Origin of the sequence: Streptomyces mesophilus, assembly GCF_011044995.1 — a bacterium.
GTDB classification, from domain to species: domain Bacteria; phylum Actinomycetota; class Actinomycetes; order Streptomycetales; family Streptomycetaceae; genus Streptomyces; species Streptomyces mesophilus.
Genome location: NZ_JAAKZW010000149.1, coordinates 1 through 20087 on the forward strand (window position 1 = coordinate 1; position 20087 = coordinate 20087).

General features: G+C 70.8%; 20 protein-coding genes and 1 tRNA gene. 7 read left to right on the plus strand and 14 right to left on the minus strand.

Annotated features, from left to right (window positions below):
* The 7 genes from G6045_RS27695 to G6045_RS27725 form a co-directional block, all read right to left on the minus strand.
* The coding region (locus G6045_RS27695) for a sugar kinase (protein ID WP_165334848.1) at positions 1 to 937 on the minus strand (937 nt) is incomplete at its 3' end.
* On the minus strand, positions 937 to 1557 hold the full coding sequence (locus tag G6045_RS27700; protein ID WP_165334849.1) for a bifunctional 4-hydroxy-2-oxoglutarate aldolase/2-dehydro-3-deoxy-phosphogluconate aldolase: 621 nt from the start codon (positions 1555 to 1557) through the stop codon (positions 937 to 939). The genes G6045_RS27695 and G6045_RS27700, both read right to left, overlap by 1 nt.
* Before the next feature lie 104 nt (positions 1558 to 1661).
* On the minus strand, positions 1662 to 2807 hold the full coding sequence (dgoD, locus tag G6045_RS27705; RefSeq protein ID WP_165334850.1) for a galactonate dehydratase: 1146 nt from the start codon (positions 2805 to 2807) through the stop codon (positions 1662 to 1664).
* Between the two features lie 187 nt (positions 2808 to 2994).
* Positions 2995 to 3690: a FadR/GntR family transcriptional regulator gene (locus G6045_RS27710; RefSeq protein ID WP_165334851.1), complete on the minus strand. Its 696-nt coding sequence runs from the start codon at positions 3688 to 3690 to the stop codon at positions 2995 to 2997.
* 53 nt (positions 3691 to 3743) lie between these two features.
* The gene (locus tag G6045_RS27715; protein WP_408056372.1) at positions 3744 to 4412 is read right to left on the minus strand and encodes a DUF4383 domain-containing protein; all 669 of its coding nucleotides are present in this window, start codon (positions 4410 to 4412) and stop codon (positions 3744 to 3746) included.
* A gap of 121 nt (positions 4413 to 4533) precedes the next feature.
* Positions 4534 to 5916, minus strand: coding sequence for a hypothetical protein (locus tag G6045_RS27720; protein WP_408056371.1), 1383 nt, complete (start codon positions 5914 to 5916; stop codon positions 4534 to 4536).
* Between the two features lie 240 nt (positions 5917 to 6156).
* Entirely contained in the window at positions 6157 to 6924 is a 768-nt protein-coding gene (locus tag G6045_RS27725) for a DUF4097 family beta strand repeat-containing protein (RefSeq protein WP_165334853.1), read from the minus strand.
* 178 nt (positions 6925 to 7102) lie between these two features.
* Here G6045_RS27725 and G6045_RS27730 point away from each other — a divergent pair.
* Positions 7103 to 7174, plus strand: a tRNA-Val gene (locus G6045_RS27730).
* 205 nt (positions 7175 to 7379) lie between these two features.
* Here the strand turns inward: G6045_RS27730 and G6045_RS27735 are convergent.
* Together G6045_RS27735 and G6045_RS27740 are read right to left on the minus strand one after the other, a co-directional pair.
* On the minus strand, positions 7380 to 8249 hold the full coding sequence (locus G6045_RS27735; RefSeq protein WP_165334854.1) for an AraC family transcriptional regulator: 870 nt from the start codon (positions 8247 to 8249) through the stop codon (positions 7380 to 7382).
* Between the two features lie 169 nt (positions 8250 to 8418).
* A complete protein-coding gene (locus G6045_RS27740; protein ID WP_165334855.1) occupies positions 8419 to 8811 on the minus strand; it encodes an STAS domain-containing protein in 393 nt (130 codons plus the stop codon).
* Between the two features lie 236 nt (positions 8812 to 9047).
* Between G6045_RS27740 and G6045_RS27745 the strand changes: the two genes are divergently transcribed.
* On the plus strand, positions 9048 to 9575 hold the full coding sequence (locus G6045_RS27745; protein WP_165334856.1) for a hypothetical protein: 528 nt from the start codon (positions 9048 to 9050) through the stop codon (positions 9573 to 9575).
* A gap of 43 nt (positions 9576 to 9618) precedes the next feature.
* Here the strand turns inward: G6045_RS27745 and clpX are convergent, their stop codons facing one another.
* Positions 9619 to 10869 (minus strand): ATP-dependent Clp protease ATP-binding subunit ClpX, encoded by a 1251-nt coding sequence (clpX, locus tag G6045_RS27750; protein ID WP_165334857.1) that lies wholly within the window; start codon positions 10867 to 10869, stop codon positions 9619 to 9621.
* A 240-nt stretch (positions 10870 to 11109) separates the two neighbouring features.
* Here clpX and G6045_RS27755 point away from each other — a divergent pair, with 240 nt between their 5' ends.
* The 3 genes from G6045_RS27755 (at position 11110) to G6045_RS27765 (ending at position 14925) form a co-directional block, all read left to right on the plus strand.
* Positions 11110 to 12186 carry a TetR/AcrR family transcriptional regulator gene (locus tag G6045_RS27755; RefSeq protein WP_165334858.1) on the plus strand — a complete coding sequence of 359 codons (1077 nt, stop codon included), beginning with the start codon at positions 11110 to 11112 and terminating at the stop codon, positions 12184 to 12186.
* 121 nt (positions 12187 to 12307) lie between these two features.
* Positions 12308 to 14329, plus strand: coding sequence for an NADPH-dependent 2,4-dienoyl-CoA reductase (locus G6045_RS27760; protein WP_165334859.1), 2022 nt, complete (start codon positions 12308 to 12310; stop codon positions 14327 to 14329).
* A gap of 26 nt (positions 14330 to 14355) precedes the next feature.
* Positions 14356 to 14925 carry a PadR family transcriptional regulator gene (locus G6045_RS27765; RefSeq protein ID WP_165334860.1) on the plus strand — a complete coding sequence of 190 codons (570 nt, stop codon included), beginning with the start codon at positions 14356 to 14358 and terminating at the stop codon, positions 14923 to 14925.
* A 63-nt stretch (positions 14926 to 14988) separates the two neighbouring features.
* On the opposite strand, the gene G6045_RS27770 is transcribed toward G6045_RS27765, so the two are convergent.
* Positions 14989 to 15330 (minus strand): hypothetical protein, encoded by a 342-nt coding sequence (locus G6045_RS27770; protein WP_165334861.1) that lies wholly within the window; start codon positions 15328 to 15330, stop codon positions 14989 to 14991.
* Between the two features lie 98 nt (positions 15331 to 15428).
* Here G6045_RS27770 and G6045_RS27775 point away from each other — a divergent pair, with 98 nt between their 5' ends.
* Entirely contained in the window at positions 15429 to 15671 is a 243-nt protein-coding gene (locus tag G6045_RS27775) for a DUF2277 domain-containing protein (protein WP_165334862.1), read from the plus strand.
* Positions 15672 to 16079: 408 nt separating this feature from the next.
* On the opposite strand, the gene G6045_RS27780 is transcribed toward G6045_RS27775, so the two are convergent.
* Positions 16080 to 16712, minus strand: a complete 633-nt coding sequence (locus G6045_RS27780) for a DedA family protein (RefSeq protein ID WP_165334863.1) — start codon at positions 16710 to 16712, stop codon at positions 16080 to 16082.
* A gap of 248 nt (positions 16713 to 16960) precedes the next feature.
* Here G6045_RS27780 and G6045_RS27785 point away from each other — a divergent pair, with 248 nt between their 5' ends.
* Positions 16961 to 17635, plus strand: a complete 675-nt coding sequence (locus G6045_RS27785) for a superoxide dismutase family protein (protein ID WP_165334864.1) — start codon at positions 16961 to 16963, stop codon at positions 17633 to 17635.
* Here G6045_RS27785 and G6045_RS27790 read toward each other — a convergent pair.
* Complete coding sequence (locus G6045_RS27790; protein WP_165334865.1) at positions 17601 to 18077, minus strand: DoxX family protein; 477 nt, start codon at positions 18075 to 18077, stop codon at positions 17601 to 17603. The genes G6045_RS27785 and G6045_RS27790 overlap by 35 nt on opposite strands.
* Positions 18078 to 18142: 65 nt before the next feature.
* A complete protein-coding gene (locus tag G6045_RS27795) occupies positions 18143 to 19963 on the minus strand; it encodes an FAD/NAD(P)-binding protein (protein ID WP_328707923.1) in 1821 nt (606 codons plus the stop codon).
* Between the last annotated feature and the right edge of the window lie 124 nt (positions 19964 to 20087).

Consider the following 20087-nt stretch of genomic DNA (forward strand, 5'->3'; position numbering starts at 1 on the left):
AGGGAAGTTCCGCCCGCGTAGGCGCCCCCTCCCAGTCCCCGTGGGACGCCACCGCGAAGGCCCCGGTGGTCACCGCCCGGTCCAGGCGGGCCGCCGCGTCCTCTCCGTCGAGCAGCGCGGAGAGGTAACCGGCGACGAAGGCGTCACCCGCGCCCACCGGGTCGACGGCCCGTACGGTGCGGGCCGGGGCGCGCAGCTCGCCCTGGCCGGTGTGGACCGCGGCGCCGTCCGCGCCGTACTTCACGACGACCTCGCCGATCCCCAGTCCGAGCAGCAGCTTGGCCTGGTCCGCGACATCACGCGGGGCGTCGGAGGGCAGACACAGCGCCAGCTCGTCGTCGGAGGCGATGAGGACATCCACGTACGGCATCCACTCGCTCAACACGTCGCGGGCATCCTCGGAACTCCACAGCCGGGAGCGGAAGTTGACGTCGAGGCAGACGAGTGTCGAATGCTCGCGCGCGAGCCGCAGCGCGCGCCGGGCGGCGCACCGGGCCGAGGGCCCGAGCGCCGGGGTGATCCCCGTCAGGTGCAGGATCCGGGGCGGCGCGGCGGTGAACGCCGCTTCGACGGAGCAGGATGTCAGCCGCGAACCGGCCGAGCCCGAGCGGTAGTAGTGCACCCGCGTCACCTCGGGCAGCCGCGGCTCGAACAGGATCAGACCGGTCGGCGCCTCGGCGTCCCGGCTCGCCCCCGTCACGTCGATGCCCTCGGCGCGCAAGGTGCGCAGCACGAGTTCACCGGCCTCGTCTTCGCCCACGGCGCCCGCCCACCGCACCCGGTGGCCGAGCCGCCCGAGCCCGATCGCGACATTCGACTCGGCGCCCGCCACGGACACCCGCATCGAACCGCCCAGCTTCAGCGGGCCGCTGCCGCGCAACGCGACCATCGTCTCGCCGAAGGTGAACACATCCGGGGCCTGAGCACCTTCGTCCATCACGCGCACACCGCCTTGAACTCCGCTGCGCGACGGCGCAGTTCACCGAGGTCACCGCCGTCGGCGGCGTCACCGATCAGCGGGGAGCCCACGCCGACCGCCACGGCACCGAGCTTCAGATACGCCTCGGTCTCGGCCACACCGACCCCGCCGACGGGCACGAACGGCAGGTCGGGGAACGGGCCGCGCAGCGCCTTGAGATAGGAAGGGCCGCCCATCACGGAGGCCGGGAAGATCTTGAGCGCCGCGGCCTGGGTGGCCGCGGCCGCGCATATCTCGCTCGGCGTGAGCACCCCGGCGAGGACCGGCAGCCCCTGCGCAAGGGAGGCGGTGCAGCCGGGGCCGAGTCCCGGCGTCACGATGAGGTTCGCGCCGGCCTGGGCGGCACGGCGGGCGTCCTCCTCGGTGACCACCGTGCCGGCCCCGAGCCAGGCCTCGTCGCCGAGTTCGGCCCGGGCACGCTCGATGACCTTGAGGGCGTCGGTCCCGCTGAGCGACACCTCCACAAGGCCGATACCCGCCTCGACCAGGGTGATCACGCTGCGGAAGGAGGCCTCCGGGTCCCGGCCGCGGATGATCGCGACAAGCCGTTCCTCACGCAGTGCGGTACTGAAATCCATGCTCTTTCTTTTCTCTTCGTGGACATCTCTCTTCGTGGACATCCGTGTCTCTTCGTGGACATCCGTGGCGGTCGGGGCGCCGGTCACCGTTCGGCGAACGCCGGTCACCATTCGGCGAACGAGGCGTCGTCATGGCGCCAGACCGGATTGCGCCAGGCATGCCCCGACTTGTCGGCCGCGCGTACGGCCGCTTCGTCGATGTCCACGCCGAGGCCGGGGCGTTCGGTGCGGACCAGGGAGCCGGCGTGGAAACGGAAGGGTTCCGGGTCGGCCACGTAGTCGAGGAGTTCGGCGCCCTGGTTGTAGTGGATGCCGATCGACTGCTCCTGGATCAGGAAGTTCGGGGTGGTGAAGGCCACTTGGAGGCTCGCGGCCAGGGCGACCGGGCCGAGCGGGCAGTGCGGTGCGATCTGTGCGCCGTACACCTCCGCGAGCGCGGCGATACGGCGGAGCTCGGAGATGCCGCCGGCGTGCGAGATATCCGGCTGGACAATGGCCACACCGGATTCCAGCGGAGCCAGGAACTCGCGGCGGGTGTACAGACGTTCACCCAGCGCGATCGGAATGTTGGAAGCGTTCACCAGGTCCGCCACGACGTTCATGTGATCGGAGAGCACCGGCTCCTCGACGAACATCGGGGCGTATTCGGCGAGCAGCGGAAGGAGTCGCCGCGCATTGGCGGGGGACACGCGTCCATGGAAGTCGAGCCCGAAGTCCCGTTCCTCACCCAGGACTTCACGGGCGGTCTCGGCGCGCCGCAGACAGTCCCGTATCTCGGCGCGGGTCGCCAGGGGTGTCATGCGCCCGGTGCCGTTCATCTTGACGGCCGTGAAACCCGCCTCGACCTGGGCGGTCACCGCCTCGCGTATCTCGCCCGGCTCGTCCCCGCCGACCCAGGCGTACGCGCGGATCTTCGACCGTACGGGACCGCCGAGCAGCTGGTGCACGGGCTGGCCGTAGGCCTTGCCCTTGATATCCCACAGGGCCTGGTCGAGCCCGGCCACCGCGCTGGAGAGCACCGGGCCGCCGCGGTAGAAGCCGCCCTTGGTCATGACCTGCCAGTGATCCTCGATCCGCATCGGATCCTGGCCGATCAGATACTCGGCGAGCACATCGACCGCGGCGCGCACCGGTTCGGCACGTCCCTCGACGACGGGTTCACCCCATCCGACCAGACCGTCGTCGGTCTCCACGCGGCAGAACATCCAGCGCGGCGGGGCGAGGAATGTCTCGATCCGGCTGATCCTCATGGCGGCGTTCCTTCCTGTCGTATCCGGGTGCGCTTGCGATGGAGCGGTGCGTCCATGGCGTGGGCGTGCGGTGGTGGCAGGAGCGGCGGGCCGCGGGGCCCGTGTGCGGTGCGGTCGGTGGCTGCGCGGAGGCGGCTTGCGGGCCCGACTCCCTTGCCGGCCACACCAGTCGACCGACCGGCTCAGGTCAAGGGTGGTCGCGCATGGACATGTCCAGGAGCCGGAGCATCGCCTCGTGCGCGCCGTCCGGGTCCCCGTCCCGGATGCGTTCCACCACGGCGGCGTGCTCGGGGAGGGGGTCGTCGTGCGGGCGGGAGTGCACGGCGCGGTCGCGCTCGATCAGGGTCGGGATGATCACGCGGTGCAGCTGGGAGAAGAAACGGTTTCCGGAGGCGCGGAGCAGCGCCAGATGAAAGGAGGCGTCGGCGCGTACGACGAGCACGGGATCGTTGTCGTACGCGGCCATCGCGGCAAGCGCGGCATCGAGCGCGGCCAGGTCCTCGTCGGTGCGGCGCACGGCGGCGAGGGCGGCGGAGGCGGGCTCGACCGCGCGGCGCAGCTCGAAGAGGTCGGCGAAGAAGTCATGGGGTGCGCCGGAGGCGAGCTTCCAGCGCAGTACGTCGGGATCGAGGAGGTTCCAGTCGTCACGGGGGCGTACAAAAGTGCCCCGCTTCTGCCGGGCGTCGAGCAGACCTTTGGCGGTCAGCACCTTGATCGCCTCGCGCAGCACGGTCTGGCTCACGTCCAGATCCGCCATGAGCTGGGGGAGGCCGAGGATGTCGCCTTCCTCGTACGTCCCGTCGAAGATCCGCCGCGCGATCGCCTCGACGGCGGTCTTGTGGACGCCGCGGCCCGCGTAGGCGCCGGCTTCCGAGGGTGTCATGCCTCGTAGCCTCGCACGACTCCTGCTTATTTATCAATTAAAGGGTGTGTGCCTCAGGTGTTCGGCCGACGTCCGGGGACGGGCGCTTCCGGATGGGCGGCCGAGCTCGGAGCCTGCAGCGGGTCCGCCTCCGGTTCCGCACCCGTGAAGCGTCCGCGCCTGATCCCGCGCTGCTCGTGCGCCGCCTGCTCGGGGTGGCGGGCCTTCCAGTACGGGTTGTCGTGCGGAAGCGTCGCGCTGACCCGCCCGTACATGCCGAAGACCATCAGCATCAGGCCGACCACGAAGCTGAACAGCACGTTCTGGATCTTGAACGCGAGGAAGTTGAAGTCCGTCTCGAGGAGAGCGAGATTGACGAACCCGCTGAGGATGAACGCAACTCCCAGGACCATGTTGAGCGTTGAGGCGAAGTTGCCGCCGATCACCATGCCCACGAAGAGCAGCAGCCCCACGCCGATGGAGAGCACGCTCAGCGCGCCGTTGGTGTTGAGGCCGGCGACCCGGTCGCCCCCGGTGTCGAAGAAGCCGACCCGGTCGATCAGGCCGAGGATGCCGAAGGCGAGCAGGATCAGACCGGTCAGGCCCGCCCCGACCCGGTAGACCGTGCTGAGGCGGTGGTCGACGGGCAGGTGCTCGTCGAGTCTGACGCGCCGCCGGGGTCCGGGATGACGCTGGGATCCGGGATGCCGCCGGGATCCGGGATGAACTGCGTGCGTGGCTATGTCCGCCTCCCTGGGGTCGCGGAGGCCGTGCAGGCGTACGCGGAAGGTCCCGCGTACCTGCTTCCAGGATCCGCCTGTGCGGCGGCGCTGTCACATGGGGCGTGCCTGCCCCCTTCGGGGCTCAGCCCGCCCCGCCCCCGCGCTCCTCGCGGATCTGGGCCACGACCCGGGCCACGGTCTGCCGCACCGACTCCGTCTCCGTCAGGAAGTGCCAGTAGTCGGGGTGGCGCCCCTCCAGCGTCGCGATCGCGCGGTCGAGCCGGCTCACGGAATCGTCCAGCGGCCGGGCATGCCGCGGATCGGCGGTGTGCCGCCCGGCCATCGCGAGCCGCTGGGCGTCCCGGATGGCGAACCGGGTCCGCTGGATCTCCTGCTCCGGATCCTTGGCGACGGCGTTGAGCCTGGTCAGACGGTCACCGGCGGCGGAGACGGCCTCATCGGTCGAGTTCAGCAGGGCGCGCACCGTGCCGAGCAGCGCCGTCGCGTCGGGCCAGCGCTGCTCGTCGCGCGCCTTGCGGGCCTCGGTCAGCTTGGTCTCGGCCTGCTTGACGTTCTCGGCGGCCTGCGCGGGCACCGACTGCAGGTCCTGCCAGCAGTTCGTGGTGAACCGGCGGCGCAGTTCGCTGAGGATCGGATCGACCTGCGAGGCCCGCGTGGTCAGGGCCTGCGCACGGGTGCGCAGCGACACGAGCCGGCGGTCGATCTCGGCCGCACGCTCGGGCAGGCGCTCGGCCTCGGCCCGTACCGTCTCGCCGTCCCGTGCGACCCGGTCCGCGCGTTGCAGCGTCTCCGCGATCCCATGACGGCCGGCGCCCTGGTTGAGCTTGGTCAGCTCGGGGGCGAGCGCCGCAAGCCGCGCCGCGAGATCGTCGGCCTTCAGGCCGGAGGCCCGTACGGCATCGAGGGCCGTGCTCGCGGCTAGCAGCGTCTGCCGCGCGCGCTCCACGGCGGGGGCGAGCCGGGCCAGCTGGGTCTCCGCCTTGTCGAGCAGCGGACCGAGGCCCTGTGCGAAGCGGTCGAGATCCTGCTTCGTCCTGGTCAGTTCGTCCTTGGCGGTGGTGAGTTCGGTGCGGGCGCGCGCCGCGACCGAGGCCTCCAGATCGTCGCGGTCGAGGTCATGCGCGTCGACGGCGGCGATGTACTGATGGCTGACCTCGTCGATCCGCCGCCCGAGCGCCTCGAAATCGTCGACGGCGCGGCGGGCGGCCGGAGAGGTGTCCACCGCGGTGATGGTCTCTATCGAGATCCGCAGATCGCGCTGCGCGCTGTCCAGGTCGTAGAAGGCGGCGGCCGCCGCGTCCTTGGCGGCCTGCGCGTCGGCGCGCTGGCTCTCGCCCCGCCCGCCGAACCACCGGCGCGTACCGCCCCCGGCGAACGCGGCCGGCAGCACCGCCATGGCCAGCGGCACCGGCAGCAGCACCAGCGCGAGCACATCGCGGAAGGCGCCCACGGCCCTGCGTGGATGAGCAACTTCCGCGTAAGGCTGCGATGGTGTCGCCGTCACATCCCACTCCCGTGCTGTCATCCGCCCTGCCCGGAGCCATTCTCCCACCGGTTAAGGACGAACACACGGGTCGTTTAGTTCGCGCTTACGGCTCATGGCTGAGGAAAGATCCGCCGCGGCTCGTACGGAGTGATCGTCTTCCCGTACGGAGTGATCCTCATTCCGTACGGGATCATCCTCGCGATCCGGTACGGAAGGGGTGCCGTCGGCGCGTAGGACAGCCCACTCCCGTACGCGCCCTCAGACCGTGTGCACGCGAATCCGCCCGTCCTGGCTGACGGCCGAGACGACATGGGGACTCGACGCGTCACGCGGGACCTTCACCTCGACCGAACCGTCCCGGGCCTCGGCCCGCACCTTGTACGCGGCCTTCGGCAGACCGATCTCCACCGAGCCGTCCTTGCTGCGTACGTCGATCCGGTCGGGCACCTCGGTGAGGGCGAGGCGCACCCGGCCGTCCCGGGCGTGCGCGCGGATGTCACGGGAGGAGACGCCGACGGCTTCGAGCGAACCGTCCTCGCTGTCGAGATCGAGCGGACCGGCCGCGTCCTTCACCACGATGCGGCCGTCCTTCGACTTGATCTTCAGTGCGGTGTCGAACCCGGTGGCGTTCACCCGGCCGTCCTGGTTCTCGACGGTCACGGCGACCTTGCGGGGCACCTCGATGCGATGGCTCGCGTCGCACGCTGTGATGACGCCTTCGCACTTCACGCGCAGTTCGAGCCGCTTGCCGTCGACCATGCGCCAGGACACGTCGGCGTCGCCGATGACGGCGTTCCCGTCGAACCAGCGCGTGACGCGCACGTCGTCGACATCGGCGACCACGACGTCGAGCGCGGAATCGTCCGAGTCGATGGTCAACTCCCGCCCCTGCAGCGCGAAGTCCCGGGTCTCCGGATCCTTGTCCTTGCTCACATCGGAACAGCCGACGATCACCAGCGCGCCGGCCAGCGCCCCGGCCGTGACCAGCGTGCTGCGGGTGCGGTTGCGTACGCTGCGGACGGTCATCTCGGCTCCTCCTGCGGGCGGAACGGCCCCCGGGCCGCGCTTGTCTTCGACCGTAGAAGCGCCCGCCGCCCAGGGGCATCCGGGCCACTCCCGGATCCGGGGTGGGGTTAACCCCCGACGCCCCCGATACGCGTTTGCGGGGCACCGCCCCGGGCAAGGTAGGCTGTCGATCGCTCCCGGGCGCGTAGCTCAGCGGTAGAGCGCCGCCCTTACAAGGCGGATGTCGGCGGTTCGAAACCGTCCGCGCCCACAGAGGTAGTGAGCAGGTCAGAGGCCTTCCGGAGAGGGATCCGGAAGGCCTCCGCTGTATCCGGAGTCCGCAGGGAGTCCACATTCGTGATCTTCTCAATGGCTTGCCGTTCGATCGGTCGAGGGGCCGGACCGGCAGGCATCGCAGGGAAGAAGCGCAGACCGCCCCACCCCGCGTACGGGTGGGGCGGTCTGCGTATGGCGGGTCAGGACGGTTCGACCGGGAGCCAGAGTTCGCAGGTTGCGGTGGTGAAGTCGGGGGCGCGGTCCAGGGTGGTGACGATGGAAGGGCCCGGTCGCAGTTGCCACGGGTTGGAGGGGAACCACTCGGTTGCGGTTGCCGCCCAGGTGGTCTGCAGGGCCTGCGGGTGGGGTCCGCTGGTGCGGAAGACGGCCCACATTCCGGCCGGGACCTCGATGGCGTCGAGGCCGTCCGGGGCCGGGGTGTCGCGGCTGAGGGCGACGCCGTGCAGATAGGTCAGTTCACTGCCCTCCGTGCCGTCGGGGTCGACGTCGGCGCTGACCTGCAGCAGGCCCGCGGGCTCGCTGTTGCTGAGGGACTTCAGGCGCAGGTGCTCCTCCTGCGGCAGTGCGGCGATGTGCTCCTGGATGTGCGGGTTGACGCCCTGGTGGATGAGCGGAACGCGGGTGGCGTGGCCGACAAGCCGGAATGCGGGGCGGTCGACGAGGCGGGTGTCCATGGGGACACTCCCTTCAACGGTCAGGCGGAACCTGAGCTGCGGTTGTGTACGCAAGGGGCCTCCATCACGGCGCACATCACTGGGGCCGGCGCCGTGGACCGCCCGGAACGCGCGTCCGAACGCCTCGCTCGAGCCGTATCCGTACCGGACGGCGATGCCCAGCAGGTCCCGCTCGCCCCGTACGACGTCGGCGGCGGCAACGGTCATACGGCGCCGCCGCACGTACTCCGACAGCGGCATGCCGGCCAGCGACGAGAACATCCGGCGCAGGTGGTACTCGGTCGTGCCGAGCCCCGCGGCCACGCCGTCGATGTCGAGCTCCTCGGCGAGGTGCTCCTCGACGAGATCGACCAGCTTGTTGAGTGCCGAGATCATGAGGCCTCCTTTCGGCTTCAACGATGGCAGCGGACACCCCGGCCATACCCGATCGCTGCGGTCCGATCCGATCATGCGGCCGGGCCTGACGGGGGTGTGGACACACGCTCACTGCGCTCACTGCGCTCACTGCGCTCACTGAGGTCACCTGGTCACCGCGGCCACCCGGTCACCTGGGCGCGGTCACCGTCACCGCCGACGTCTCCGTCGCGGACAGGGCCTGCCGGACAGAGTCGAAGAGGGGCAGCCGCCCGGCCAGGCCCACGAGGTGCAGCACTTTGCGCGGCAGCCTCCGGCCGGTCACCAGGTGTGCGGTCAGGCCGAGTTGTTCCAGGCGGCTGTGGAAGTCCTCGATGAGGGTCAGTCCCGCCGTGGTCAGGAAGCGGGCCGTGGACCAGTCCATCACCACGAGCCGCACCGACCGGCCCTGTTCGTCGGTCAGGCGGGTGCGGCACACTTCACGCAACTCACCCGCGATCTGTGCGGCGTTGCCGATATCCACCTCTGCCGGCATCGACACCACCAAAGCGGTGCCCTGTAGTTCCCAGTGCAGCGTCATCATCTGACCGGCCTTCCGTGGTCCGTTCGGCAGCCGACGGCGCCACATGACGGGCTCGGTGCCGGTTGTCCGCCGTGTACCGCAAAGCAGCCGGTATAGCCCGCATCGGCGAGGTGAAACGATTGCTCGCATAGAGGTTCCCCTGGCCGGTGTCGGCCGGCCGGCCCTTCCCGTCCCCCGCCTGATCAGCCATGATGTGCCGCGGTCAACCGGAACCGGTACGAGGGGGGCTCGACCACATGCTCGACCACACGAAGGATGTACGGCGTGCAGTCGCCGCTGCCGCGCTGCTCGGCGCGGCGCTGGTGGGCTGTTCGATGGGCGGGGACGACATGGCCGGCGGGCCGCCCGAGAAGCCCGCCGCAGCGGCCGCGGCCACCTCGGCCGAACCGTCGGCGGCGGAGCCCGGTGAGCCCGGTGACCCCGTTACCCCCGAGGACCCCATGTCCCCCGGCCCGGAAAAGGTCCGCGACGCTTTCGCCGGACTCCAGGCCACGCTCGACGACACCTGTACGCCGGGCGCCGGCGACTGTGCGTACTTCCTGGGGCGGGTGCACGAGGAGCTGGCCGGTCTGGAGGCGGCGATGAAGAACGACCCGAAGGGTCCGGGCCACTTCCCCGAACCGCTCTCCTGGATCGCCGGCTTGAACAAGACGCTCGACGGCGACCTTTCGACGGAGAACCTCGAGGCCCATATGAAGGACCTCACGGGTGTACGCGACCGCATCAACACCTGGATGCAGGACCACCCCGACGACTACCGATAGGCGGACCGAGGGGCGGACCGAGGGCGGACCGAGAACCGACCGGCTAAGCCGACTGTTCGTCCCACCCCTGGGACGGCCGCGGGATCAGTGTCGGATTCACATGGTCGAGGACCGTCTCGCGGGTGATGACGACCCGGGCCACATCGTCGCGGCTCGGCACCTCGTACATCACGTTGAGCAGGACCTCCTCCAGGACGCTGCGGGCCGCCCGCGCCCCCGTCCGGCGCAGCAGGGCCTGGTCGGCGATCGCCGCGACCGCCTCGTCCGTGAACTCCAGCTCCACGCCGTCGAGTTCGAAGAGCTTCTGGTACTGCTTGATCAGCGCGTTGCGCGGCTCGGTGAGGATGCGGATCAGGGCCGTACGGTCCAGTGCGTGCACCGAGGCCGTGAGCGGCAGCCGGCCCACGAACTCGGGGATCAGGCCGTACTCGCGCAGATCCGCCGCCGTCACCTCGCTCAGCGGCTCGGGGGTGCGCAGCGGCGTCGGGCCGAAGCCGATGGTGCGCTTCGACGAGCGCCGCTCGACGATGTCCTCCAGGCCGGCGAAGGCGCCGCCCACGATGAACAGGATCTGCGTCGTGTCGAGTTGGATGAACTCCTGGCCCGGGTGCTTGCGGCCGCCCTGCGGCGGGATCGACGCCACGGTCCCTTCGAGGATCTTGAGCAGCGCCTGCTGGACGCCCTCCCCGCTGACGTCGCGGGTCAGTGAAGGGCCTTCGCTCTTACGGGAGACCTTGTCGATCTCGTCGACGTAGATGATCCCGCGCTGGGCCCGCTCGATGTCGTGGTCCGCCGCCTGCACCAGCTTGAGCAGGATGTTCTCCACGTCCTCGCCGACGTAGCCGGCTTCGGTGAGCGCCGTGGCGTCGGCGATGGCGAAGGGGACGTCGAGGATCCGGGCCAGCGTCTGCACCAGGTAGGTCTTGCCGCAGCCGGTCGGTCCGACGAGCAGCACGTTGGACTTGCCGAGCTCCACGTCGGAGTCCGGCGAAGTCCGGTTGCGGATCCGCTTGTAGTGGTTGTAGACCGCGACCGCGAGCGTCCGTTTGGCCCGCTCCTGGCCGATGACGTAACTCTCCAGATGCTCGAAGATCTCGCGGGGCGTGGGGAGTTCGGCGGGGGCCTGGCCCGGCGCCTCGACGAGGTCCTCCGCGATGAGCTCGTTGCACAGCCCCACGCACTCGTCGCAGATGCAGATCCCGCCCGGGCCCGCGATCAGCTTGCGGACCGACTTCTGGCTCTTCCCGCAGAACGTACAGGTCAGCAGGGAGTCGCTGTCACCGACGCGTGCCACTCGGATTCGTCTCCCTCGACCACATGCTCGGACTTCGATCTGGCTGCACGGATTTCGATCCGCCGGACGTACGGACTGCGATCCGCCGGATGCAAGGACTGCGATCCGCCGGATGACCGGACGTCGCTCCGGATTTCAAATGACGGCATCATCTGAATCAACCAGTGGTGACGGTAACGTGACCGCGGTGCCGACGGCAACGCGGCTGGAAAAACTGTGAATCGGAGAAGGACGACGACGATGGCCCGGCTCAGCAGAGTGGAGCTGCAGGCGCAGAACCGGGCGAAGGTGCTCGCCGCGGCCCGCGCCGAGTTCGCCGCACGCGGTTTCGACGGCGCCAAGGTCGATGCCATCGCCGAGCGCGCCGGCCTCACGCGCGGCGCGGTGTACTCCAACTTCTCCGGCAAGCGGGCGCTCTACTTCTCCGTACTCGCCGAACTGGCCCAGGGCGCCCCCGCGCCGGAGCCCACCAAGTCGCCGGCCGCGGCCCTCAAGTCCCCTGCCACGCCCGCCGAAGCGCTCGGCGCGTTCGCCCGCGTGCTGCTCACCCGGCTGCCCCTGACCTCCGAGCACGGCCGGCTCGGCAGCCGGCTGCAACAGGAGATCCTCGCCGAGGAGAGCACCCGCGGCGCCTACGCCCAGCTGCTCAAGCTCGACGCGATCCTGCTCGCGCTGTGTCTGGAGGCGCTCGGCGGGGACCGCCGGATGGTCCGCGCCGCCGAATCCGCGCTCACGTTCCTGCACGGTGCTCGCCAACTCGCGGATTCCGCCCCGGGGTTCGTCGACCCGTTCCAGGCCGTCACCGCCTGCGAGCGCCTCGCCGTCATCGAGGACGACGGCTCCTGGCCGCCCGCCCATCTCCCGTACGGCGTCCGGGCCGCCTCGTGCGACCGCCCCTGGTCGCCGCCGCCCACCACGGACATCCTGCGCGCCGGCCCGGCCCGTCTCCAGGAAGGTGTCGTGGCGGTCCTCGGGCTCCAACGCCTGGAAGCGGTCGAGGAGTTGGTGCGCTCGGCGCCGCCCGGTACGCAGGTCACCGCCGTCCTGATCACCACCGACCCCCATGAACGCGCCCCGCTCGCCCGCCTCGCGCTCGCCGAGTTGAGCACCTGTCTGCGTTCCGTCTTCCCGCCGCCCCTGCGGCCCGCCCTCCAGCTCGCGTACGACGAGTCCGGCGCCGTCGCCGAAGCGGTGGGCCTTGACGCGGGCGACGACAGCACCGAGGCGGCCGTACGGATCGAAGGCGGCCGGATCGTCGCCACCGCGACCGGCCGGGGCGCCTGCCACGCGGCGGCGGCCCCCGCGTCCGTCGGCTGACCGGTCGCCCGTCTCCGCGGACCCGGCATGTGACGCACCCCGCACCACAGCGCTCTGGCCCATTGTGCAACCAGTTGCATAATGAGGGGGCAGCCGCCCTGCCGTGACCGAGGAGCCCCGGATGAGTGCCTACCCCCACCTCATGACCCCCCTTGACCTGGGCTTTCTCACCCTCCCCAACCGGGTCGTGATGGGCTCCATGCACGTCGGCCTCGAAGAGGCGGAGAACGGCTTCGAGCGGATGGCGGCCTTCTACGCCGAGCGCGCCCGCGGTGGCGCCGGCCTGATCGTCACCGGCGGCATCGCGCCCAACGACGCGGCCCGCCCGTACGAGGGAGGTGCGAAGCTCACCACCGACGAGGAGGCAGAGCAGCACCGCACCGTCACCGAGGCCGTGCACCGCGAGGGCGGGCGGATCGCTCTGCAGATCCTGCACTTCGGCCGGTACGCCTACCACCAGGACCTGGTCGCTCCCAGCGCGCTGCAGGCGCCCATCTCGCCGTTCGTACCGCACGAGCTGACCGACGACGAGGTCGAGCGGACCATCGAGGACTTCGTGCGTACCGCCGTGCTCGCGAAGAAGGCCGGGTACGACGGCGTCGAGATCATGGGCTCCGAGGGCTATCTGATCAACGAGTTCATCGCCGCGGGGACCAACCACCGCACCGACCGCTGGGGCGGCTCGTACGAGAACCGGATGCGCTTCCCCGTCGAGATCGTGCGCCGTACGCGCGCCCGCCTCGGCCGCGACTTCCTGATCGTCTACCGCCTCTCCATGCTCGACCTGGTCCCCGGCGGCTCCACGCTCGACGAGGTCGTGACGCTCGCCCGCGAGATCGAGGCGGCCGGCGCCAACATCCTCAACACCGGTATCGGCTGGCACGAGGCCCGTATCCCGACCATCGCCACCAGCGTGCCGCGCGGCGCCTTCGCGTGGGTGACCAAGAAGGTGATGGGTGCGGTCGAGATCCCGCTCGTCACCAGCAACCGCATCAACACCCCAGAAGTCGCCGAGCAGTTGCTCGCCGACGGGCACGCCGATCTCGTCTCGCTCGCGCGGCCCTTCCTCGCCGACCCGGAGTTCGTGGCGAAGGCCGCCGAGGGGCGCGCCGAGACGATCAACACCTGTATCGGCTGCAACCAGGCTTGCCTCGACCACACCTTCAGCGGCAGGATCACGTCCTGTCTGGTCAACCCGCGCGCGTGCCATGAGACGGAGCTGACGCTCGGTCCGGTCCGCAAGGCCAAGCACATCGCGGTCGTCGGCGCGGGACCGGCCGGTCTCGCCTGCGCGGTCTCCGCCGCCGAACGCGGCCACCAGGTCACGCTGTTCGACGCGGCCGAGGAGATCGGCGGCCAGCTGAACGTCGCCCGTAAGGTCCCCGGCAAGCAGGAGTTCGACGAGACCCTGCGCTACTTCCGCGTACAGCTCGAAGAGCGCGGTGTGGACGTCAAGCTGGGCGTACGGGTGGAGGCGGACGACCTCGCCGACGGCTCGTACGACGAGATCGTCATCGCCACCGGAGTGGAGCCGCGCACGCCCGCCATCGAGGGCGTCGACCACCCGAGCGTGGTCGGCTATCTCGACGTGCTGGCCGGCGGCGCCGAAGTGGGGGAGAAGGTCGCGGTCGTCGGGGCCGGCGGGATCGGGTTCGATGTCGCCGAGTTCCTCACCGACGGCGGCGAGGGCGCGAGCGTCGACCCGGCCGTGTACTTCCGGCAGTGGGGCGTCGACATGGAGTACCGCACGCGCGGCGGCCTCCATGAGGCGGAGCGCCCGCGGCCCCCGCGCCAGGTGCATCTGCTGCAGCGCAAGGCCGGCAAGGTCGGCGCCGGGCTCGGCAAGACGACGGGGTGGATCCACCGCACCGAGCTCAGGCACCGGGGCGTGACCATGCTCGCGGGCGTCACGTACGACCGTATCGACGACTCCGGACTGCATATCTCGGTCGACGGGCAGAGCTCGGTGCTCGACGTGGACACGGTGGTGCTGTGCGCCGGCCAGGAGCCGCGCCGCGCGCTGTACGACGCGCTGCTCGCCGCCGGGCAGAACGTGTACGTCATCGGGGGCGCCGACGTGGCCGCCGAACTGGACGCCAAGCGGGCGATCAAGCAGGGCACGGAGCTGGCCGCGTCCTTGTAGGCCCCACTCCGGAAAGGGGGAACCCGGTGTCCCTGCCGCACGCGATCCTGACCGCGCTGCTCGAAAAGCCCTCCTCGGGCCTCGCCCTGACGCGTCGCTTCGACAAGTCGATCGGCTACTTCTGGTCGGCCACGCACCAGCAGATCTATCGCGAGCTGGGCCGCCTGGAGGCGTCGGGGCTGATCAGGGCGCTGCCCGCGCAGGGGCCTTCGCGAGGTTCCAAGAAGGAGTACGAGGTCCTCGCGGCCGGACGCGAGGAGCTCGCCGCCTGGGTCGCGCGCCCCGAGGACCCGCGCCCCATCCGCGACCCGCTGCTGCTTCGGGTACGGGCGGCGGGCGTGGTCGGCCGGGCCGGTCTCGAGGAGGAGCTGCGGCGCCATCTGGCCCTGCATCGACGGCAGTTGGCGGAGTACGAGGCGATCGAGGCGCGGGACTTCCCGGCGGGGGCAAAGGGCTCGGCGGACTCCGCGGGCGCACCGGCCGAGGGCCGCTCGGCGGCGGATCAGCTGCAGCATCTGGTGCTGCGGGGCGGGATCGATCTGGAGACGTTCTGGGTGGCCTGGCTGGAGCGGGCGCTCGAGGAGTTCGAGGGCTGAGCCGCCCGTGGATGAGCAGCCGGGCGTCGTTGTGCTTGCCGGGCCGCCCCGCGGGCCGGTCGGCTAGTCGCCGGCCCCTCGCTGCCCGTGCACATGCTTCAGGAGCATCCGGGTGCTGACCACGTCGGGAGTGGCCACCTCCTTCCAGTAACGGTGGCCGCTGACGAACACCGCGAGCTCGCGCTCACGCCGGCGCAGCTTCTCCACCTCGGCCTGCTCGTCCTCGGTCCAGCCGGGCGAGGCGGGGCGCTCGACCTTGCGCCAGCCGCCCGTGTCGCTGAAGCCGTCGAGCGGCACGACGGACCAGGGGAGCCGCTTCAGCAGCGCCAGGAGTTCTGACCTGATCTGATGCAGCTCCTCCTGACCTGCGAGGAGGTCACTCGGGAACTCAGGAGTCACAGCCACGCCGCAATGCTACGTCTGTTCGATTTCCGGAGGCGAGCGAAATCGGGGAGTTCATGCGAACGGGTGTTCCTTCGGAGATCGCGGGCCACACTGGAGGCATGTGCCGCAGCATCAAGACCCTTCGCCCGCCGGTCCTCGAGCACGACGCCACCGAGGAGGACATCCGCGCCGCAGCGCTTCAGTACGTACGGAAGATCTCCGGTTTCCGCGCCCCCGCCGCCCACAACCAGGAGGTCTTCGACCGCGCCGTCGACGCGGTCGCGGAGGCCACCGGTGAGCTGCTCCAGGACCTGGTCGTACGGGGAGCGGGCGGCGCGAAGACGGCGAAGGGCGCCGCGTAGCCGGGTGGCGCGAAGGTCGAGGGCGCCGCGTAATCGGGGGCGGGGCGTCGTCAGTGGAGTCACCCGAAGCGGTGGTGGCCGGCCTCCTTAGGGAGGCCCGGAGTCAAGCGTGGCCTGCCCGGCTCAACGCCGCAGAGCGGTCAGGCGTCGACCTCGTGCTGCTCGATGCCGACATCGCCGGGTGCGTGACGGTCTGGCTGGATAACGGTGGTTCCCTCGATGCGCGGCGGATGGGATCCTGCGCCGGAAGCTCTCAGGCCTCGAACTGGTCCTCGATCCGCGCCCCGCCGGCTGAGGCGACCTATGACAGCGCTCAGCAGGCCCTCGGGGGAGGGAGTGTCCGGCCCGACGGTTCGCGGGGTGGCGTCCGGCCGACGGTTCGCCGGCGTAGCGCCCAGCCCCGCCAGGTCAGCCCGCTTCAGCCGCCGCCGGCCGGCGCATCAGATACGCCGCCCCCGCCCCCGCGCCGAACAGGGCTGCCAGCGAGACCGCCGTGGCGATCCAGTTGGCGCCGAGGAGTTGGCCGCCGAAGTAGCCGAGGCCCACGCTGTACGCGGCCCAGGCGACGCCCGCGAGGGCCGACCACGGCAGGAACTCCCGTACGCGCCGATGCGCCGCACCCGCGCCGAACGACACCACCGAGCGCCCGGCCGGAGCGAACCGCGCGAGCACGACCAGGGCGCCACCACCCCGTGCGAGCGCTGCGCCGAGACGTTCCTGCGCCGAGGCGAGCCGCCGTGAGCGGGCCAGGGCGCGGTCCCAGCGCGGACCGCCGCGCCAGGCGAGCCGGTACGCGGCCAGATCGCCGAGCACCGAGGCGGTCGCCGCGCACAGCGCGAGCAGCATGAGGTCGGGTACGTCGCCCACCACGCGCGTCGCGGACCCGGCCACCGCACCCGATCCGGCGGCGGCCGCCGTGGCCGCGGTGATCACCAGGAAGCCGCTGGGGAGCACGGGCAGAAACACATCGAAGAGGATCGAGACCGCCACGACGGCGTAGATCCACGGACTGCCGGTGAGGGCACCCACACTGTCCAGCACGAGCCCTCCCGGTCGGCAGTACCGCGCCGCTCGGGCGCCGCTGAAGTGCGCGTCCGCCGATTCCGGACACGGGGCACATCAACAGCCATACAGCGTACGCACGGTGGGTCCGGGGACATCCACGGGGGTACGGGGCAGGGGCACCGGCCGTTCACCCGGCTGCCGTGCCCGATGCGGCGGGCGGCGCCCGAGTCCCGTACGAACGAAGGGAGAACCCAGGGGGCGAGGGACATGAGGGAGTGCTGACGATGGTGGCAGGGATGGCGGCGGCGGGCCTGGCGGCCGTGCTGCTCGCGACGTCGGGCGGCGTCGCGGGCGCGCAGAGCGGCAGCAGCGCGCAGAACAGCAGCAGCGCGCAGAGCGGCAGCGAGCCGAGTGGCAGTGAGACGGGCGGCAGCGGGACGGTCGGGAGCGGGACGGTCCGCAGTGCCGTCGCGGCGGACTACTACTGGATGCGGGCCCAGGCCACCTTCGCGCCGGCGAGCGCGCTGATCCCGTCGACCGCGAAGACGTACGACCTGAAGCGGGTGCCTGCCGCGAGCTGGATCGAGGTGCGCCAGCACACCGACGAGCAGGGCACCAAGGTCTCGCTCCAGGTCAAGGGCCTCAACCCGGGCCGCGCGTACGGTGCGCACGTGCACCAGAAGCCGTGCGGCACCGACCCGATGGACGCCGGCGGGCACTACCAGAACAAGGTCGACCCGGTGCAGCCCTCGAAGGATCCGAAGTATCTGAACCCGGACAACGAGATCTGGCTGGACTTCACCACCGACAAGGCCGGAAACGCCGAAGCGACCGCGCACCACAGCTGGAACTTCCGCCGGGGCGCGGCCGCTTCGGTGGTCCTGCACCGCGAACAGGGCGGTGCGGGCGACCGGTTGGCCTGTTTCACCGTGCCGTTCGGATCGCTTCCTCACGCCTGACGGGCTCCTGCGCCGCCTCGGCCAGCTCCTCGCGCACCCGTGCACCGCGGGAGAAGAGCCGGTCGAGGCCGAGCGCGCCGGACCCGGTGAAGATCAGCAGGAAGAAGGCCCAGCAGAACAGGGCGGAGGACTCGCCGCCGTTCTGCAGCGGCCACAGCGCCTCGGGCTGGTGGACCTTGAAGTACGCGTACGCCATCGAGCCCGAGGCGATGAACGCGGCGGGGCGGGTGGCCAGACCGATGAGGACCAGGCCGCCGCAGACGAGCTGGATGGTGGCCGCGTACCAGGTCGGCCATGCGCCGATCTCCGGAGTGCTGCCGCCCATCGGGCCGCCGAGCACATCGAACAGGGTCGCCGCGCCGTGGCAGGCGAAGAGCAGGCCGACGACCACGCGGAACAGGCCTATGGCATAGGGCTGGGCGCTGTTGAGACGTCCAGTCATGGAGGGCTCCTTACTTCGGTTCGGGGACGTGAACCGATCTGGGGGAGCCTCACGTTAGGCAACCCTTAGCGTACTTGCAAGTTCAACATTTGGTCAGTGGCCGGATCGGCGGCCGGATTCCGTTTCTCCGTCGCACTCGCCGCGCGTACGTCGCCGAGCACCGCACGCGCCACGGCGTCCGCATCGCACAGCGTCACCGAGTCGACGCCGGGGCGGGCGCCCGCGGCGGTCACCCAGTGCACGCCCTCGGTGGGCACACCGACCGCGTACCGCCTGGGGTGCACGGCTCCCCGGCGGTCGATCAGACGGTACGGGCCGGGTGTTACGTCCAGACCGCCCGTCTCGTAACCGCCGATGACATGCGGCCGGCAGCGGCCCGTCTTGAGCAGCCGGGTCAGCAGCGGATCGGCGGTGCGCCGCACGTCCGGTTCCGGCAGCCGGGCCTCGACGAGGGTCCGTGCGCGGACCGCGGAGCCCGGCACCTCGGGGGAGTGCGCGAGGAAGGCCGAGCCCTCGGCGCGCACCTCCATGCGCGGTCCGACGACGGTGAGGATGCCCGCGTCGAGCAGTGCGGTCATCTCCTCGATACGGCGCCGGGGCGGGCCGATCGACAGGAACGCGTTGAGCGGGGTGTACCAGCGGTCCAGGTGCTCGCGGCGGGAACGGCCGGTGAGGCCGCCGTGGTCGACGACGCGGCGGAGTTCGTTGCGCAGATCCCGCAGTACGTCGAGGGCCGCCTTGACCGGACCCGTAACGTTGCCGAGTGCCGCCTGGGCCGCGTCCTCGTGCAGGTGGCCGGTGAGCCAGCGGCGGAAGTCCTCGGGGTCCGTGAAGGAACGGCCGCGGTACGGGCGGGAGATGCGGTCCCAGGACCAGTGGGCGGCGGGTCGTATACCGAACTCGTCGAGGAGGTGCGGGAGTTCGGGCGCGGACAGGGGGCGCGGGAGTCCGGTGGCGGTGGCGGACAGGAACCGCTCGCGGAACTCCGCGCGTTGCTCGGGGGAGAGCAGCGCCTCGTAATAGACGCACTCCACCTCCCGCGCGATCAGCGGCCAGATCTCGGCGAGGAAGTCCGGCGGGTCGCCTTCGGCCGTGCGTTTACGGAAGGTCTCGATGACGTCGTCGGTGAGGACGAGTGGGAAGTGGCGGCCGTGGGCGCCCTTTTCGTTGTCGCCGCGTGCCTGGTACGGCATGCCGCGGCGGGAGCCGGCGAGGAGGCGGGGTTCGTGGCCGGAGGGGAGGTAGCGCAGCCCGTGCGGGGTCTGCTCGAAGCGGCCGCCCCGGCCCGAGGTCAACAGGGCCATGTGGTCGAAGAAGTTGAGCCCCAGGCCGCGCAGGAGGACCGGTTCGCCGGGGGCGAGTGACGTCAGGTCCAGGTCGGCCGGATTGGCCGGCGGGAAGTAGCCGAGGCCGTGCCGGTCGGCGTGGGCGGCGAGCCGTTCCCGGGTGCGGTCGCCGAGGGTGGGGAGGTGGCCCTGGGCGAGGATCACGGCGTCCAGGCCGGTGAGTCGGGTGCCGTCGTCGAGGGTGAGGGACTGTGGATCGTCGCGGTCCAGGTGGTGCTCGCCGCCCTCCAGGCGGACCGCGCGGGCCCGGTGGACCTCGATCCGTATCTGCTCGGGCGCCTGGCGCACCGTCTCGGTGAACACCCACTCCAGATAGCGCCCGTACAGCGCGCGCGTCGGATAGTCGTCGGGTCCCAGGGCGGTACGGGGATCGCGGAGCGCCCACTCGTACAGGCTCGGGCCCGGGCGTACGGGGCCCTCGCAGCTGACGCTGTCGTCGGTGTAGAGGGTGACCTGGGAGGCGACGGTGTTCATCAGGAGCTCGGCGGGCTGGTCCGTGCGCCACACCTGTCCCGGGCCCGGTGGTGCGGGATCGATCACGGGGACCGTCAGGCTGTCTCTTATAAAAATCGCCGAGCCCACGAGACCCGCAAAAAAAAAAAAATATCTGGGAAAAAACTAGCGTTTGTATCGATTCTTAGAGCTGGTTTAGGTATGACACAAG